Below are 15,389 nucleotides of genomic sequence, written 5' to 3'. Positions count from 1 at the left end.
TTTTTGAAATAATCGTACCCGATTTGCCGTGCTATTATCTGCGGTGAGTGCAAAGATGACGATCGCCTTCGCTTAAATCGGGATTTGTCTTTAAATAATCCTGCACCCACTCACAAGCATGAACAAAAAGCTCATCTGAAGCCAAAACCCGGTTTAAATCCCATAGGATAGCAGTTTTATCATCGCTCACTGAAGCTAAAACTTTACCGTCAGGGCTAAATGCAACTCCTTTGACGGTATCGTTATGTCCAGAAAGAGTTGTCAACAACTGCCCGTCAATCGTCCACAATTTGATGGTGTTATCTGAACCAGCTGAGGCTATCATTTTACCATTAGGTGCGATCGCAACTGCATAAACTCCTGCACTATGTCCATTCAAAGTCCTCAACAGCTTACCATCCATGTTCCAGAGTTTGACAGTCTTGTCATCGCTTGCAGAAATAACCATCTTGCCATCGGGACTTATAGCAACTGCATTCACCTGATTGCTATGCCCTGAGAGAATTCTCACTAACTTTCCATCTATTTGCCACAATCTCACCGTATTGTCATCACTGGCTGAAGCAATAATTTGACCGTTAGAACCAATTACAACTCCATTGACTCCAGAAGTATGCCCTACTAGAGTTGCATAAGCTCTGGTTTCAGACTTATACCAATTCCCTATATCTTTGAGACAAATGCGATCCCCCCTAGCCCCCCTTAATAAGGGGGGTTGGAGGGATCGTGTGTAGCAATCACTTGGTGAAATGGTATTACCCGTAACCTTAATCTTCCAAAGTTTAACTGTCTTATCATCACTGACTGACACGATGGTTTTACCGTCAGTACCAATTGCAATCCCCTTGACTACATCTTTATGTCCAACAAAAGTCTCAAGCAACTGACCCTTTTGATTCCAGATTTTGACAGTCTTGTCCGAACTAGCGGATGCAATGATTTTCCCATCCGGACTGACAGCAACACTATTGACCCCCGCTTGATGACCGATAAGACTAAGATGCAATGTTCCATCTGGATTCCAAAATTTGACTGTGTTGTCCCGACTTGCGGAAACAATCATCTTCCCGTTAGGTATAAAAGCCACTCCATTAACGCTATCGCTATGACCGGAGAGATTGCTTAATAGAGAACTGTTTCGTCTCCAAAACCTCACGGTATTGTCCCGACTTGCTGAAGCAATCATCGTGGTGACAGAATTAATAGCAACTTCCCTGACTCCCGCATCATGACCGCGAAGAGTTGTTAGCAATGTGCCATCTGGTCTCCAAACTTTGATTGTTTTGTCTCGACTTGCCGAAGCAATAACATTACCATCAGAACTAATGGCAATTCCTTCAACTTGATTGGTATGTCCTATCAAAGTTGCTTTTAAAGTACCATTCAAATTCCACAAATTGACAGTTCTATCTGCACTTACCGAGGCAATCATTTTCCCATTGGGGCTGAAATAAACTCCCTTGACTTCATCGCGATGCCCTTTAAGTGTATGTACTAAAGTACCGTCCATTTTCCAGAGTTTGACTGTTTTATCGTCACTCGCTGTAGCAAGCATTTTTCCATCAGGGCTGATGGCAACTGCCTCAACTTCATCGCTATGTCCTCTAATTGTACGTAGCAAAGTTCCATCTAACGTCCATAATTTCACTGTCTTGTCGTCACTTGCTGATGCGATCGTACTAGCATCAGGACTAAGAGCAATGGACTCTACGGCATCAGTATGCCCTTTCAGAGTTTTTAGTAGGGTGCCATCAAGATTCCAAAGTTTGACTGTCTTATCTTCACCGCCTGAGACAATGAAAATCTTGTTTTTCTTATCTTGATGGTGAGTCCCAATAGCAACTGTGTTGACTCCTGCAGTGTGTCCTTCGAGCGTCCGAATTAAAGATCCATCTGATTTCCAAAGTTTGACTGTTTTGTCTGCACTGGCTGAAGCAAATATTTGCCCGTCTAGACTAATGGCAACTGAATTTACCCCCGCACTATGTCCTGACAAGCGGTTATACTCTTTCACTTCATACATAGCTTGTCTTAGTACAGATTCAACCTGCGTTTGGTTTTGTGCATCTACACTTCCAAGACTTTGCAGTTTGTGCCCTGCCCTAATTGCTTCCACCAATGCATCTAATTTTTTCTCCGAAGCATACAAAGCTTTGGAAGAAGTGGTAATGGCTTTTAGTTCGTTTTGCAATGCGTTGCGGTATTGGAAGAAGGTGGCAACTCCCAACCCTAATGCAATGACAAATCCTAAAGCAAGGGTACTTAGAGATATTCTTTGAAGTTGTGCTACTTTTTGTTCTTGAGTCAGTCTAGCTTTAATTTCTTTAGTGCATTCTGCAGCCAATCTTGTTTCCACTTCTCGTCTGTCAAGGTCTTGACAGGCTGCTAGATATTGATAATCCAACTCGCTTAAGTTTTTGCCGACAGACCAAGCTTGTGCTTCTAACAGGGCTTGTCCTCTCAATAACCTTGAATAATCTTGACGCGATGATGCAAGCCAAGCATTTAATCCTTGGTAGTAAGGGCGTAGTTTTGCTAATTGTTTTTCTACCCAAGCCAGATCGAAAATTTCTTGATAAATGCGGTTTTTGACCTTAAGTTTTCCTTGTTGTTTAACAACTAACCCAGATAATAAGAGTTCTATTTGTTCGGGAGAATCATCTATTGGTACGTCAACGCCTTGCAACACTTTTTGATAAAGTGCCAACAAACTGCTCGCATGTTGCTCGTTATTGAGGAGGCGATCGCGAATTGTTTTTAAATGCTCCGGTTCATCATGAGATTCCCAATCATCAATAATATTTGTTTGGACTAGCTTCTCCAAAATAATTGAAGGGAACTGGTAATATATGCTGATGAGATGATAATTAACAATAGGTAAGTGATAATCCAACTTATATCGTTCTTCTGCTTCCGAATATCCCGTTTCCTGATGTAAAGCCATGCTACCGCTAATTCTTTCGTGTTCTACGATATGGCATAACTTTTGTGTGAGAAATGGCTGCCCATTAGTCCAAGTCAAAATTTCTTTCAGCACTGCCATGGGGTTAGCCACTTTACCCTCTAACCCTGCTGCTAGGGGCTCGACTTCTGATAAACGGAAACCTTGTAGATCGATAGATGTTCCAATATTAAATGGTGTACAAGTCCTGTCAGCCATTAAATCCGAGGGAGTCGCTACACCAAACAAAGCCCAAGTTAGACGGTTATATTCTGGGTTTTCTGCTCGTTGATTGTAGCAAGCACGAATCAAGGCAAAAAAATCAGCTACTGGAAAATTTAAGCTAAGAACGTTATCAATTTCATCAATAAAAATAAAAATTTTCTCACTTTTTAATTTAACTAATAAAATATCTTCAACAAATTGACTTAATCTCTGTAAGAGAGGCAAATCCTCTCGCTCGTTCCACCAAGTTTTGATATTAACCGTTCCAAAAAGGTCAAATCCCCTCAATAAATCGACAATAATACCTTTATACCATTGAGCCGGGGTAATATTGCCATTGCCAATCCTCGTCATATCAACAGAAGCACAGCAATAACCTGCTTCTTGCAATCGAGACCTCGTTCTCAAACGCAAGCTAGATTTGCCCATTTGTCGGGAACTAAACACATAACAAAATTCACCCTTAATTAAGGCATCGTATAGTTCAAAATCAGCTTGTCGCTCCACATAACTAGGAGCATCCATCTTGAGACTGCCACCAATTTGATACTCGTAAGCGTTCATAAAAACTAGCCCAATTGCTCGCAGAAATACAGCCGATACAACTCGCAGCTAGGCACTGCATGATTTCCTTCAAGCTTTACCAAACCCATGCTTTCTAATTTGTAAGCAGTAATTGCTTCCAATTGCACGTCTTCAGTTGCTGTCAAAACACGTTTAAATGCTGTTGCTAATTCGGGATGTTCTTGGAGATTGGCGAGATGATGGCGCAGGTAATTGCTATAAATACCGCCAATTGTCGGTGCTTCTTGCAGGAGTTGTTCTAGGGTCACGTCTTGACGTGCCAAATGGTAGAGAGCAAGACGGACTAAATAAGGATGACCGCCAATCATAGCCACAAGAGGAGTCAGTGTTTGCGCCCCTACCTCACCTTTTGCCCAATCCAAGCCGTGACGAATGGCTAAATCTTGTACCTGTGACAAGGTAAATTCTGGTAACTTAATTGCCAGTCCGACATTAAAAGGGGATTGATTGATATCTAGAGGGATATAAGCTTCAGTCGCATGCACCACAAGCAATCGCAGTTTTTGCCAAATCTCCAATTCTGCTGCATCCTCATACCACGAGCGAAGGAGTGGTAAAAAATCGCCAGAGATTTCTGGATACTCAAAAATTCGGTTGACTTCATCCAAAGCGCATACTACTGGACAGTCGATTTTCCGCAATAGGTACTCTTGGAAATACAACGTGCAGCTGACTTTGCTACCAATATCTTCATCCCAGTAATCATCTAACCTCGGTTCTATGTGCAACTGGCGACTGGCGTTGGCACAAAACCACCGCAAGAATTTATCTAAACTGGTGAAAACGTGACTGTCTGCTAGTTGAAAACTAATCAATACAGTCTGTACGCCTATTGTCTGTCTGGCATGAGTGAGAATTCTCTGCATCAGGGAAGTTTTACCCGTCTGCTTGGGTGCTTTAATCCGGATTAGACTTCCCGGTTTAGCAATCTCAGCACAGGCGCGTTCTTCAATGGGAGGACGCTCAATATAAAAGAAGGAATTGAGCGGTACCGGACCGCTGGGAATATCTAAGCGTTCGGGAACGGGGATTGGAGATTTCTGGTCTTCTTGCCGCGTGTAACCGATACAAGGCTCCAAGTTTTCGCGATCGCTACTGGGCAGTTCGAGATACTCTTTATCTGCTAACTGTTGGTAATGCAACAGAACCGCTTGGGCATTTTGCGATTTCTTATAAATAGCAGAACTTTCCGCCCGCCTTCTAATGACCGAACGAAAATTACTTTTAGTTACCTCCTCATCGAGAGATTGAGACAGTAACTTCCATAATTTGGAACCAACATCTTTAATATAATTCGCATCATAGCTAGAGCTGTCCGCTATTTCCTGGTAAGTCTGTCCTTCCCAAGATTGGCGGAAAACTAACTCCTGTAGATTGTTTAAGCGGTTTTCTAGAAATATATCTAGAACAACCAATGCCTCATCAACATTCATCTGTTAGAGACGGTAATGGTTGACTGTTATATGACTCTATCCGAATTTTTCACATTTTTTTAATTGTTTTATCTAAATTTAAGAGTGTTACTCTGTCTTTGGTAATATTTTTTATTTTGAAATTTTGTTTTGTGATGAATTATAGGTCTTTGAGACAAAAAAGTCTAGAGGTATCATACAGCTGCATTGCGAGCACCCAAATGCTTGCAAGGCATACAAGTCAAGGGTTCCCCTTAAAAAGTAGGACTTTAAGAGTATTTTCCCCCCTTTTTAAGGGGGGTTAGGGGGGATCTAAATAAAATTTGATACTTTGAGAGACATCCTCTCAGAACACAGACTTCTTCACAGAAGTGAGTTGCAAAATACTGTACAATTCCTTAAGAGCACACCCCCTCAATTGAGGAGGTGAAACATTATTAGGTGAGGAAGCTTGATGACACAGCAGTGTACTTTCTAGTCAATGGGAGCATTGGGAACTTGAGAACTTACTTCTGCTTGAGAGAGATTGGGAATTGACCAGTTTGGCTCACCAGCTGCAATGACTCCAGCAATAGGAGCATTCAATTCAACTTCACCAGTGATAGGATTAGTTCTAGCAACTAGCTTTGTTCCATCTACAATCTTGAGAACGAAAGGCTGTTGTCCTGCTGTTTGTTCAACTTCAGAAGCTGTAGGAGCAGGAAGGTTAATACCAGCTACCTTCTCGTCGTTAGGTAGGTATATACCATCGCAGTCCCAGTCATCATCTGTCTTTTGACCGGCTCCCAAGTAAAAGAGGGTATTGGTGGGAGTGCCATATTTGCTTGGCTTATGGGCATAGACACCTATTGTCTTCCCGGTCTCATTGCGGCAAACGCCCCAATCTTCTGTACTCTCCTGGATATATTTCTGAAATTGCAGGTCGGCAATTCTTTTTTGTAGGTCTTCTGCAGTGTAACCACCTTGAGATGGATCATTTCTGATTTGCAGGAGTCGATCGAGCTGTTGATTGATCCCAAGATACTCAGGGCTCTTTTTCGCGATTGGATCTGCAAAAGAAGGCTGAGCAACAACTAAGTTAACTAATAGTAGCAGAAACACCAAAATTGCCTTGAAGCTTTTCACAATTTTTCTCCTCTTTATTATGAGAACACCGAGCTTTTTTTATTGCTCTTTTATTATTTGACTGGACTATTATAGGAATCCTATTAGATTTTTGAAATCTACGTAGGGTGGGCATTGCCCACCACTTCCTGCTGTTGGGCATTGCCCTACCTACTTTCTGGTCACTAGTCACTGTTAACTATCCTTGGAGGTATAGTCTACTATATCTGACCTCTTTTAATAGCAACAAACACCATATTTTTTCAAAATTATAGAAAGAATTTATTAAAACCGAGCGTAGCTTTGTTAGAAGATTAAAAAAATTTATAGTCACCTACTCATGTAGGGATTGACTAATTCTTGTTATGCAGAAGTGACGCGCTGACGAGACATATTAAAAAATATCCAACCAAAGAACATGACAACAACTGACAATATTGCTAGCAATAAGCTATCTAATGCAATATATACACCTAATCCAATTAAAAGAAATGGTACAAGTGAATTACCATAGCGCATGAGTATTGTAGCGATCGCTTTTTGATGAGTTAACTGATAGGCTATGTAACACCAGACCGCTACTAGAATAAAGAACACACTTAAAGTTGCTAACAAATTCACTGAACTGCTGCTTGCAAACAATGGCATATAAATACCGATGTTGTCACCACCATTAGCAAAAGTGATAGCTGCTACACCATAGGTTTGAGGAGAAAGAAAACCACTTATAAGTGAGGATGGAGACGAAGGTATCTCTAATTCATCGTCTGTATCTTCCTCTTCTATATTGACCAAGCGATTTAGACCTACAGCAATGGGGATAAAGCCAGAAACATCCAACCAGATACTAGGCAGAACAAAACTTCCAAAAAATCCTAACAGACTGATAGCAACCAAAACTGTAAAGCCCAAATACTGACCGACAATAATATGGCGGTGTCGAAATGCTGTATTAACCTGTGAGAACAGTAGTGTGAGGATGACAATATCATCAAGATTAGTCGCGGTAAATGCAGCGATCCCAGAGGGAACAGCATTGATGAACGTGCTCATTATTGCTAGTCCTTGAATTTTAGATTTTGAATTTTGATTTTTAGATTGAGAATTTAGTATTATTAAGACTTGTTATTGTGTGAGTTTAAGTTTGTGAATCCTTGAATAGTTATCATGTTGTTTGAACCGTCAACTTATCTCTGTAATATTCACTTTAAGTAACTCTTTTAAACTAAGCAAATGTTCTTTTTTGTTGAATTGATAAATAAAAGTGATTGAAGGCAGCAACCAGTAAGCAGTGACCAGTGACTAGTGACCAGTAAAAGGGTATCAAGGGGCAATTGAGCAGATTGTGCGATATTCCTTCAATCTACTGAAAGAGTGAATCGACATAACTACTTATGACGGGAGAACCTCTGTCTGAGGAACGATTTGGCTTCCAAGTTAGATGAAGTAGAAATAGATTGCTAAGCAAACTTGCGGACTTTATTCTATGAAGTTAAATTATTTGGTGAAACAATTTTCTAATGTAGGACGCTTCCTAGCTACAGCTTTGTTTTGCGTGTCAGCGATCGCTTTCGTTTGGCAAGGTGCGTTTTTCGCTAAAAATACAGCAATGGCTGCTCCTGTTGCAAGCTTGATAGCTGAGGCAGATTTAGGCTCAAAAGTTCAAGGAAAAGTCAGTGAAGATACTGGACGAACCAAGAATTTCATTCGAGATACCAAAGAGAGTCTTAAGGAAACTGCAAGGAAAAATGCTGACCGAGTTGAGGACGCAACAGATAACGATGGCAATTTTATTCAGCGCAAAGCTAACAAAGATGCTGCTCGAATAGCGAAAAGAGCAGAGGAAGATGCAAATCGGACTGAGAAAGTACTAGAAACCGAAAAGAATGTGGTTGAGCGTGCTGTTGAGAGCGTCAAGGATGCTTTTAGCAAGTAGAAGTTAAACGTCCCCACTCATAGGCTACGGTGTATGTACGAGTCTAAAGTCTCATAAATGGGAGTTTTTTCGCCAGCTTTACCCCACCCTAACCCTCCTCTTTCCAAGGGGAGGGTTCTCACTTGAATGAAGTACAGATTTATCTGCTACGGGCTGCTACGGGCTGCGGTTCCATAACTTTTTTATGTATTGCATCCAATTGAAAACCACTATAATCCAAAACTTGAAAAAGGATACAGCTAGTCAATGGGGGTGATACCGCTTCTACCAACTAACCACTAACCAAATTCTTCAATCCCTGTACGCCTTGCTGCTACTAGATAGCGGAAAATATATTCAACTAACTCTATATAATTGCGAGCAGTTTCGGGAGAAGTTGCCCAAACGGTAATTCCATGATCGCGAATCAGCAAAGCTGGTACGTCAGGTGGAGACTTTGTAAAGCGCTCTTCAATGTCAGCCGCAATCCTGGTAACTTGTAAGTGATTGGCAAATATGGGGAGACTGCATTTAGGGTTTTCTTCCCAAACTCCTAAACCTTTAAGCATTTCTAATGGTGGAAGGGGTAAACTATCTCCTTGTACAAAGCGAGAAACCAAATTAGCTTCAACTGAATGGACGTGATAGCAACTAGTCGCATCAGGAAACAATTTATAGATAACTTGATGAATTGCTGTCTCGGCTGAAGGCTTCAAACTAGGAGAGGTTTGCTCCACTTGACCTTGTGGACTGATGCGAACAAAATCGCTAGGTGATAATTCTCCTTTGGAACATCCACTAGCTGTAATCCAGAAACTACCATTAGGTAACCTTGCTGAAAGATTACCAGCAGTTCCTATCATCCATCCTTGATGATAAAAATGACAGGCATTAGCAATAAGTTCAGTAAGATGTTTGTCATTTGTCATTTGTTATTGGTCACTGGTCACTGGTCACTGGTCACTGGTCACTGGTTACTTCTCAAGCAGCTACTTTATTGGTACGAATCTCTGTACCTGTATACTCAGGCGTCCAACCTTCTGTTCCAGTAAAATAACGCACTGCTTTAATCCGCTTTGCTGGAGTCAAATAAAACCAATGTTCGGTTCCTACTGGGACGTTAATATACTCTTCTGATTGTACTGTCAGTTCTACCTGGCTGCCATCTGGTCGTACAAAGCCAAAAATGCCTTCTCCATCAATAATGTATCGTACTTCGTTTTCTGCATGAGTGTGTATCTTGTCAAATTTTGACAGCATAACATCAAGGTTTGGAATTCCAGGATGCAAAACGATTAGGTCGCGTGTTTGATAACCTGTTGTTTGCTGGAGTTGCTTGAAGTAGCTATCTAACGATGTTAAGACTTGTTCTTTTTCATCTTCGTTCAGGCTATCTTGTGCTAACAGCTGGTGCAACTGTCCATCATCTCCCACTGTCCAGCGATTCAGTTGAATGTTCAAAGGTGCGAGTTCTTGTGTGATTTTATTTAAATCAGTGTGTTGCGATCCATCTTCTAATTTTAGAATAGCCATATGTCACCTCTTAAAGCAGAGCATAAATTATACTGTATTTTTATAGATTTAGTGTAGTTTAATTTGTAAAGTAATTATACCATTTTGAAAAAGAATGCGACGCACAGATTTTGTGGGGACGTAAGGCATTGCGCTCCTACACCGATCCGTTACGAACACTTTTTGATTTGGTATTAGGGGATTTCCAAGAAATAAATTATCCATCTTGTGGAACAGGCGTCCTCGCCCGTTTTATACTGGTAGCGGGCGGGACCTCCGCAGTCGCCTCAACGGGGGGCTTTGGGGTCCCCTCTGGGGTTGGGGGGAAACCCCCGCAGGGCGCTGCTCTCCGCACCACAAGAGAAAGTTGTATATTTTTTTATTTGGAAGTCCCTAGATTGAAACACAATTTTTAAAAAATTTAGTGAAATTTTACGTAATTCTGCTAGGAAGGCTTGAATTTCTTATAGGTATGGGGATTGGGGAATAGGGACTGGGAAATTAATTCTCAATCCCCAATCACTTGTCCCCAATCCCTCACACATAACTGTAAGACAAGGTAATTGATTATTCATGTCCTTAATTGATGAAGTCAAACGGGTTTGCGATCGCCTAGCTCCTCTAGGATGGCGAGATCTGTTGCTACAGCACGGATTAGATATCACTGCAACTAACCTCAAGCAGGAACTAACAAAAGAATTACCAGCTATCAAGCGTCAGATTCCTGGATTTGAAGATTTTGCTTTTGAAGGCAAACGCGGAGTAGAAGCAGGAAATCCATCTCGGAGTTTGCTCTTTCATGCCTTCGCTTCACCCAATGTTGTTCTAAGTACTCAAAGTACAAATTCTAACGCATACCCAACTCTCGCCGAACTCGAAATTATTGAAAACTTTGTTTACGGCGTACAACCTCCATCCTTACAAGATTTACGAGTTCGCGCTCAAAACCAACCTTTGGCGATCGTTGTCTTCGCTTCAGAGTATCGCCCTGGTGCAGAAACCGTTCACCGCAAACACGCGGATTTGTGTTTCTCACGCACAGGTGTTACTAGAGTAGGAACGGCTGAACCACTATACGATGCCAAAGCACGAGGATTTATACCCTTTGTTGAGTCCGATCCCACAAGTCTCCGCGTTTTACCCGCTCGTTATTCTGCCTATATTGCAGTACAACGCCAAGGCAATCTGAATGCTTTCGGTCCCATGCGTTTTCAAACAGGAGATGACAGCAGATTATTTTGGGTTCCTCTTCACAAGCTTTTTGATGGTACGGAGTGTATTCGCAATTTGAACTTGCAGGTGAGTCTGCTTTCTCGTCACATCAATCAAAAACTTCGACGAGTTCACCTATCCTTAAAAGGTACGGGCTGGGGCGAGCCAGACATCAGCAATCCACCCTTCATTTTTTCTGAAGGTATTGCTGAACTATCAACCAAATCTGAGTTTGGCGATGGGCTTTTAGTTCCGGTTGTTCACCCAAATCTTATTCAAGCTGCAAGATATAAAGATAAACCACTCACTTTTAGAGTTCCAGAGAATAGTGCTACTCTTTCCTCTAGCTTGGAAATTCCTGCTGATGGAGATGCAAGACACGCTCCCGAATATGTCCATGCTCGTCATAGAGTTTTGTCCAATGGTCAAATAGAAAATTTGAACGATCGCCAAGATGTAGAACGTGTCGTCCGAGCAGGTGGGTACGATGCTCAACACTATGTAGACTTTACAGGTGATGGTTCGGTTGAGGCTATCTGTCCCGAATTGGCAGTAGCAATCCCTCGTCGCATCCCTGCTTATTCTTTAGTCACAGCGCCAGATTTCTTCCCCAATTGCGACCAAAGAGAACTTTTAGAATGGACTGAACAATCAGTTCCTACTGCACTAAGAAACAATCTTTGGCGAGTTCCACCAGACACTTTATCTGATATGCGTTTGGCTCCTAATCTTCAGTTAAAAGATGCAAACTTTCGCCCAGAAGATAAAACTGTGACTGCAATTGTCTCGCCACCTGTAACTGGCTCGGTGCGACAAATGCCATTAAGTGGTTCCCCAACAATGCGGCACGCATATTTGCCTGATGCAGCTGCTGGTGTCTTTGCTCCTGGCTGGGATATCAGTACCGATACCACTGCTGAAGGTGTGAATCACTTGGCATCCTACGGTTTGGGTAGCCCTTTCCCAGAAGATGCAAAACTTTGTGCTGCACTCAGTACATTTTGGCCTGCAGTGGCTCCCGATGCGGCTCGAACTTTCCAACCAAGTCCCACTTGGCCAACCGTTAGCCCCCTGACAGATGAAGAAATTGGTCAGGTCGGTAACCAATCTTGGGATGGTATAGCTGGTCCGCGTAAGGTGACAAGGAATGGTAGAAACTTTATAGAATATCCAGATTTTGCCCATGCGGATTATGTTGATAATACTTTACAGAAGAAATTCTCCATATCCCTTACAGGTCAAGTGGATGTACGGGAATATGAAGCTAGAGTTTTGGCAATGGCAAATGTTTACCGTGTCTTGGGGCTGAATACTCTTCAAGCAAGGGGTCAATGGAGCGTGTTCTCTTTCCGTGAAGTCGTTTCAACCGATGCAGAATTGAGACAGGCACAAACTCAAACCGGAACTACACTCAGTGGTACTATCTATAGGTTTGAGATTTACCGACCGGGCAATTCTGTTTTAAGTTCAGAGGATGTTCGCAAACGTCTCGTTGAATTTACAGAAACGGTGACTTTGTTTGTAACACCTATCAATATCCTGTTAAAACGTGGCAATGGTAACTGGTCTAGCAGACGTGTCTAGTTTTGATGTTGTTGTAGTAGGTAGCGGACCTGGTGGTTCTGCTACCGCTATTTGGTGCGCTCAAAAGGGCTTACAGGTTGCCCTAATTGAAGCAAAACCTTTTCCGCGATCGCATCCTGGTGAAACACTGCATCCCGGTATCGAACCACTCCTCGAGCAATTAGGTGCGGCTGAGTCAGTCTTAGCTGCTAATTTTGTCCGCCACAGTGGAAACTGGGTGCAGTGGGATGCAGAACTCCAGTTTATTCCTTTTGGCGAAGACGAATCGGGAGCATGGTTGGGGTTTCAAGCATGGAGAGCCGATTTTGATAGCATTTTGCTGGAACGGGCAAAAGCTGTTGGAGTTACTGTTATGCAACCCTGTCGTGCTATTCAGGTACTTGTGGAGGAGGGCAGAGTTGTTGGTGTTGAAACGTCTCAAGGAATTTTGAGAGCATCTAAGGTGGTTGATGCTAGTGGTAACCATCATTTGTTGGCTCGACAATTGGGGTTAAAAATTCACCAACACTCTCCTCGTCTGATTGCTTATTACGGTTATGTCACGGGAGAGTGTCCAAAACGAGATGGTTCTCCGGCGATTGTGGCTGATTCTGATGGTTGGACTTGGACGGCTAGAGTGCGATCGGGTTTCTACCAATGGACGCGGCTGTCGTTAGTTGGTGAGAAAGTCAAAAAAGACTGGCTTCCAGAGGAGTTTCATGGTCTCAAAATTCATAAGAGAATGCATGCGGCTGAGGTGACTTGGCGAATTGTTTCTCAACCTGCTGGGCTTGGCTATTTTATTGTTGGGGATGCGGCGGCGGTTCTCGATCCTGCATCTAGTCATGGGGTGTTGAAAGCTATCATGTCTGGTATGTGGGCTGGGCATTTAATAACTGCACAGTTGTTGGATAATCTCAGCGAGATTCATGCGATTCGGGAATACTGTCAATGGCTGGATAATTGGTTTCGTCATGATGTGGATAAGCTCAGCACGATGTACGATAAGTTACCTAGATAGTAAGAATAATGAACCGCAGATACACGCAGATACACGCGGATGAAATTTACGTCGGGAAATATAGTTTGTACTGAATGTATTGTAAAGGTATGTAAATACACTAAAACTCTTACAAATGACCAAGGACTTTTGACCAATGACGCTCCTGACTAGTTCACTTTAATTGTGACAGCTTACTTAAACCGCTTTAAATTGCGAAATAGCTTTTAATTCCTCTTCTTCTTCTTGGAGAATGTGGTATATTTCCCAATTTTGCTGGAGATTTAACCAAAAACTAGAACTATTTCCAAAAAACTTGGACAACCGTAGCGCGGTACTTGGTGTAACACCACGCTTCTGATTTATCAACTCATTGATTCGTTGATAGGGAACGTGAAGCGCATCTGCTAGCTGTCGCTGAGTTATTCCCATTGGCTCGAGAAAATCTTTAAGTAATATTTCACCTGGATGGGATGGAGGTCTATACTTGGGAACTTTCATTAATTTTTGTCTCCTAATGATAATCGACTATTTCAACTTCCGATGCGCCTTCAAGTGTCCATATAAAACAAATTCGATATTGGTCATTAATCCGAATACTATGCTGACTCTTACGTTCACCTTTTAGCGGTTCTAACCTATTACCTAGTGGAACTTTAATATCATCTAGAGATGATGCTGCATTGAGTTGGTCTAATTTTCTGCGTGCAACTTCCCACAAGTTTGTAGGACATTGCTTGCGAGCTTCTTTGGAGTCATTTCCATCAAAAATATCTTCCGTTCCTTGGTCTTTAAATGATATTATCATAATTAGCATAATGACACGGTTATCATGCTACCAAAAAAAGCTATGTTACGAATATTTGTATCTTCAGCACGATGTACGCTAAGTTACCTAGGTAGTAAGAATAATGAACCGCAGATGCACGCGGATGCACGCGGATGAAATATAAGCGAGCGATTACGGCTAAAGCTGTATCGTATACCTCATGTCTCTATACGTACTGGTGCGAACGCTTTCTCGCTTCTAGAAACTTTTTCTATTTTTCATTGACTTTACATTCAGTCATAAATAGAATAAGAGTAGCAACAATAACGTAAAAGCAAAAACAGCCCTGTCATCAAATAATGATAGAGGACAAAAAAATGGATTTACATTACGTTGTTCAAGGAAACGGCGAGCCGATTGTCTTCCTTGACAGTGGTGGAGCTGATTTGCGAGATTGGGAATTTATTGCTCCTTCTTTGGCTAAATCTTACAGATGCATAGCTTACGATGGTCGAGGTGCAGGACAATCGCCATCACCGATTGAGTTCGGTGATTACGTTGAGGATTTGAAAAATCTTCTCGATTTTCTTGATATCGATAACACAGTTTTGGTAGGGCATTCAATTGGCGGACGGATTGCTACCGATTTCGCTCTTACATATCCGCAACGAGTATCGAAACTAGTTCTGATTGGTCCTGGGCTGACAGGATACCAGTTTTCACCCGAATTGGTTCAGAGGTTTGAGGAGATTCAATCTGTGGCTCCAAATGTCGAGAAAATGGCACAACTCAGTTTGGAGTTACCCAGTTACCAAGTGGTGATGACAAGTCCGCAACGCGATCGCATGGTGGAGATGACAAAGCACAACACACTCCGAGGGCTTGAATGGCAGCATCTATGGAAGAATCTGCAAGTTTGGGGGGAATTACCTGCCATTCCTCCATTGAATGAGCTAAGAGTCAAAACCCTATTTATTATAGGTACTCAAGATAGTGAGGATTGTTTCCGCATTGCAGATTTATTCAAACAAGTTCCTGACATTCGCTTTGCCCACATTGAAGGTGCAGACCATATGCCGACTCTGACTCATTCATTGGAGGTTTCTAGTATTATTAGAGAGTTTCTTGGTGAGTCGAAATTATGATTGGTT

General features: G+C 42.1%; 12 protein-coding genes. 4 read left to right on the top strand and 8 right to left on the bottom strand.

The window, feature by feature from the left end; translation table 11 throughout:
• Nucleotides 1-34: 34 nt before the first annotated feature.
• From ACKTT2_RS48040 to ACKTT2_RS48025, 4 genes are all read right to left on the bottom strand, one after another.
• Nucleotides 35-3,730: an AAA-like domain-containing protein gene (locus tag ACKTT2_RS48040; RefSeq protein WP_407900145.1), complete on the bottom strand. Its 3,696-nt coding sequence runs from the start codon at nucleotides 3,728-3,730 to the stop codon at nucleotides 35-37.
• Between the two features lie 5 nt (nucleotides 3,731-3,735).
• Nucleotides 3,736-5,184, bottom strand: coding sequence for an AAA-like domain-containing protein (locus ACKTT2_RS48035; RefSeq protein ID WP_407900143.1), 1,449 nt, complete (start codon nucleotides 5,182-5,184; stop codon nucleotides 3,736-3,738).
• Between the two features lie 453 nt (nucleotides 5,185-5,637).
• Nucleotides 5,638-6,288, bottom strand: a complete 651-nt coding sequence (locus ACKTT2_RS48030; RefSeq protein WP_407900141.1) for a hypothetical protein — start codon at nucleotides 6,286-6,288, stop codon at nucleotides 5,638-5,640.
• 342 nt (nucleotides 6,289-6,630) lie between these two features.
• Complete coding sequence (locus ACKTT2_RS48025; RefSeq protein WP_407900139.1) at nucleotides 6,631-7,320, bottom strand: cadmium resistance transporter; 690 nt, start codon at nucleotides 7,318-7,320, stop codon at nucleotides 6,631-6,633.
• A gap of 433 nt (nucleotides 7,321-7,753) precedes the next feature.
• On the opposite strand from ACKTT2_RS48025, the gene ACKTT2_RS48020 reads away from it, so the two are divergent.
• Nucleotides 7,754-8,203, top strand: coding sequence for a hypothetical protein (locus tag ACKTT2_RS48020; RefSeq protein ID WP_407900137.1), 450 nt, complete (start codon nucleotides 7,754-7,756; stop codon nucleotides 8,201-8,203).
• Between the two features lie 278 nt (nucleotides 8,204-8,481).
• Here the strand turns inward: ACKTT2_RS48020 and mtnB are convergent, their stop codons facing one another.
• Together mtnB and ACKTT2_RS48010 are read right to left on the bottom strand one after the other, a co-directional pair.
• Nucleotides 8,482-9,111: a methylthioribulose 1-phosphate dehydratase gene (mtnB, locus tag ACKTT2_RS48015; protein ID WP_407900135.1), complete on the bottom strand. Its 630-nt coding sequence runs from the start codon at nucleotides 9,109-9,111 to the stop codon at nucleotides 8,482-8,484.
• Between the two features lie 52 nt (nucleotides 9,112-9,163).
• Nucleotides 9,164-9,715, bottom strand: coding sequence for a 1,2-dihydroxy-3-keto-5-methylthiopentene dioxygenase (locus tag ACKTT2_RS48010; RefSeq protein ID WP_407900133.1), 552 nt, complete (start codon nucleotides 9,713-9,715; stop codon nucleotides 9,164-9,166).
• A gap of 552 nt (nucleotides 9,716-10,267) precedes the next feature.
• On the opposite strand from ACKTT2_RS48010, the gene ACKTT2_RS48005 reads away from it, so the two are divergent.
• Both ACKTT2_RS48005 and ACKTT2_RS48000 read left to right on the top strand, forming a co-directional pair.
• Nucleotides 10,268-12,490, top strand: coding sequence for a hypothetical protein (locus ACKTT2_RS48005; RefSeq protein ID WP_407900131.1), 2,223 nt, complete (start codon nucleotides 10,268-10,270; stop codon nucleotides 12,488-12,490).
• Nucleotides 12,462-13,490 (top strand): NAD(P)/FAD-dependent oxidoreductase, encoded by a 1,029-nt coding sequence (locus ACKTT2_RS48000; RefSeq protein ID WP_407900129.1) that lies wholly within the window; start codon nucleotides 12,462-12,464, stop codon nucleotides 13,488-13,490. The genes ACKTT2_RS48005 and ACKTT2_RS48000 overlap by 29 nt, the downstream gene beginning before the upstream one ends.
• A 177-nt stretch (nucleotides 13,491-13,667) precedes the next feature.
• Here the strand turns inward: ACKTT2_RS48000 and ACKTT2_RS47995 are convergent, their stop codons facing one another.
• Together ACKTT2_RS47995 and ACKTT2_RS47990 are read right to left on the bottom strand one after the other, a co-directional pair.
• A complete protein-coding gene (locus ACKTT2_RS47995; protein WP_407900127.1) occupies nucleotides 13,668-13,970 on the bottom strand; it encodes a HigA family addiction module antitoxin in 303 nt (100 codons plus the stop codon).
• A gap of 13 nt (nucleotides 13,971-13,983) precedes the next feature.
• Nucleotides 13,984-14,286 (bottom strand): type II toxin-antitoxin system RelE/ParE family toxin, encoded by a 303-nt coding sequence (locus ACKTT2_RS47990; protein ID WP_500691436.1) that lies wholly within the window; start codon nucleotides 14,284-14,286, stop codon nucleotides 13,984-13,986.
• A 329-nt stretch (nucleotides 14,287-14,615) separates the two neighbouring features.
• On the opposite strand from ACKTT2_RS47990, the gene ACKTT2_RS47985 reads away from it, so the two are divergent.
• Nucleotides 14,616-15,383 carry an alpha/beta fold hydrolase gene (locus tag ACKTT2_RS47985; RefSeq protein ID WP_407900124.1) on the top strand — a complete coding sequence of 256 codons (768 nt, stop codon included), beginning with the start codon at nucleotides 14,616-14,618 and terminating at the stop codon, nucleotides 15,381-15,383.
• Nucleotides 15,384-15,389: the final 6 nt, after the last annotated feature.

Source organism: Scytonema hankhaensis NUACC26, assembly GCF_045865695.1.
GTDB lineage: Bacteria > Cyanobacteriota > Cyanobacteriia > Cyanobacteriales > Nostocaceae > Scytonema.
Note: the sequence above shows the minus strand (reverse complement) of the source record. Positions and strands in the feature narration are given on the sequence as shown.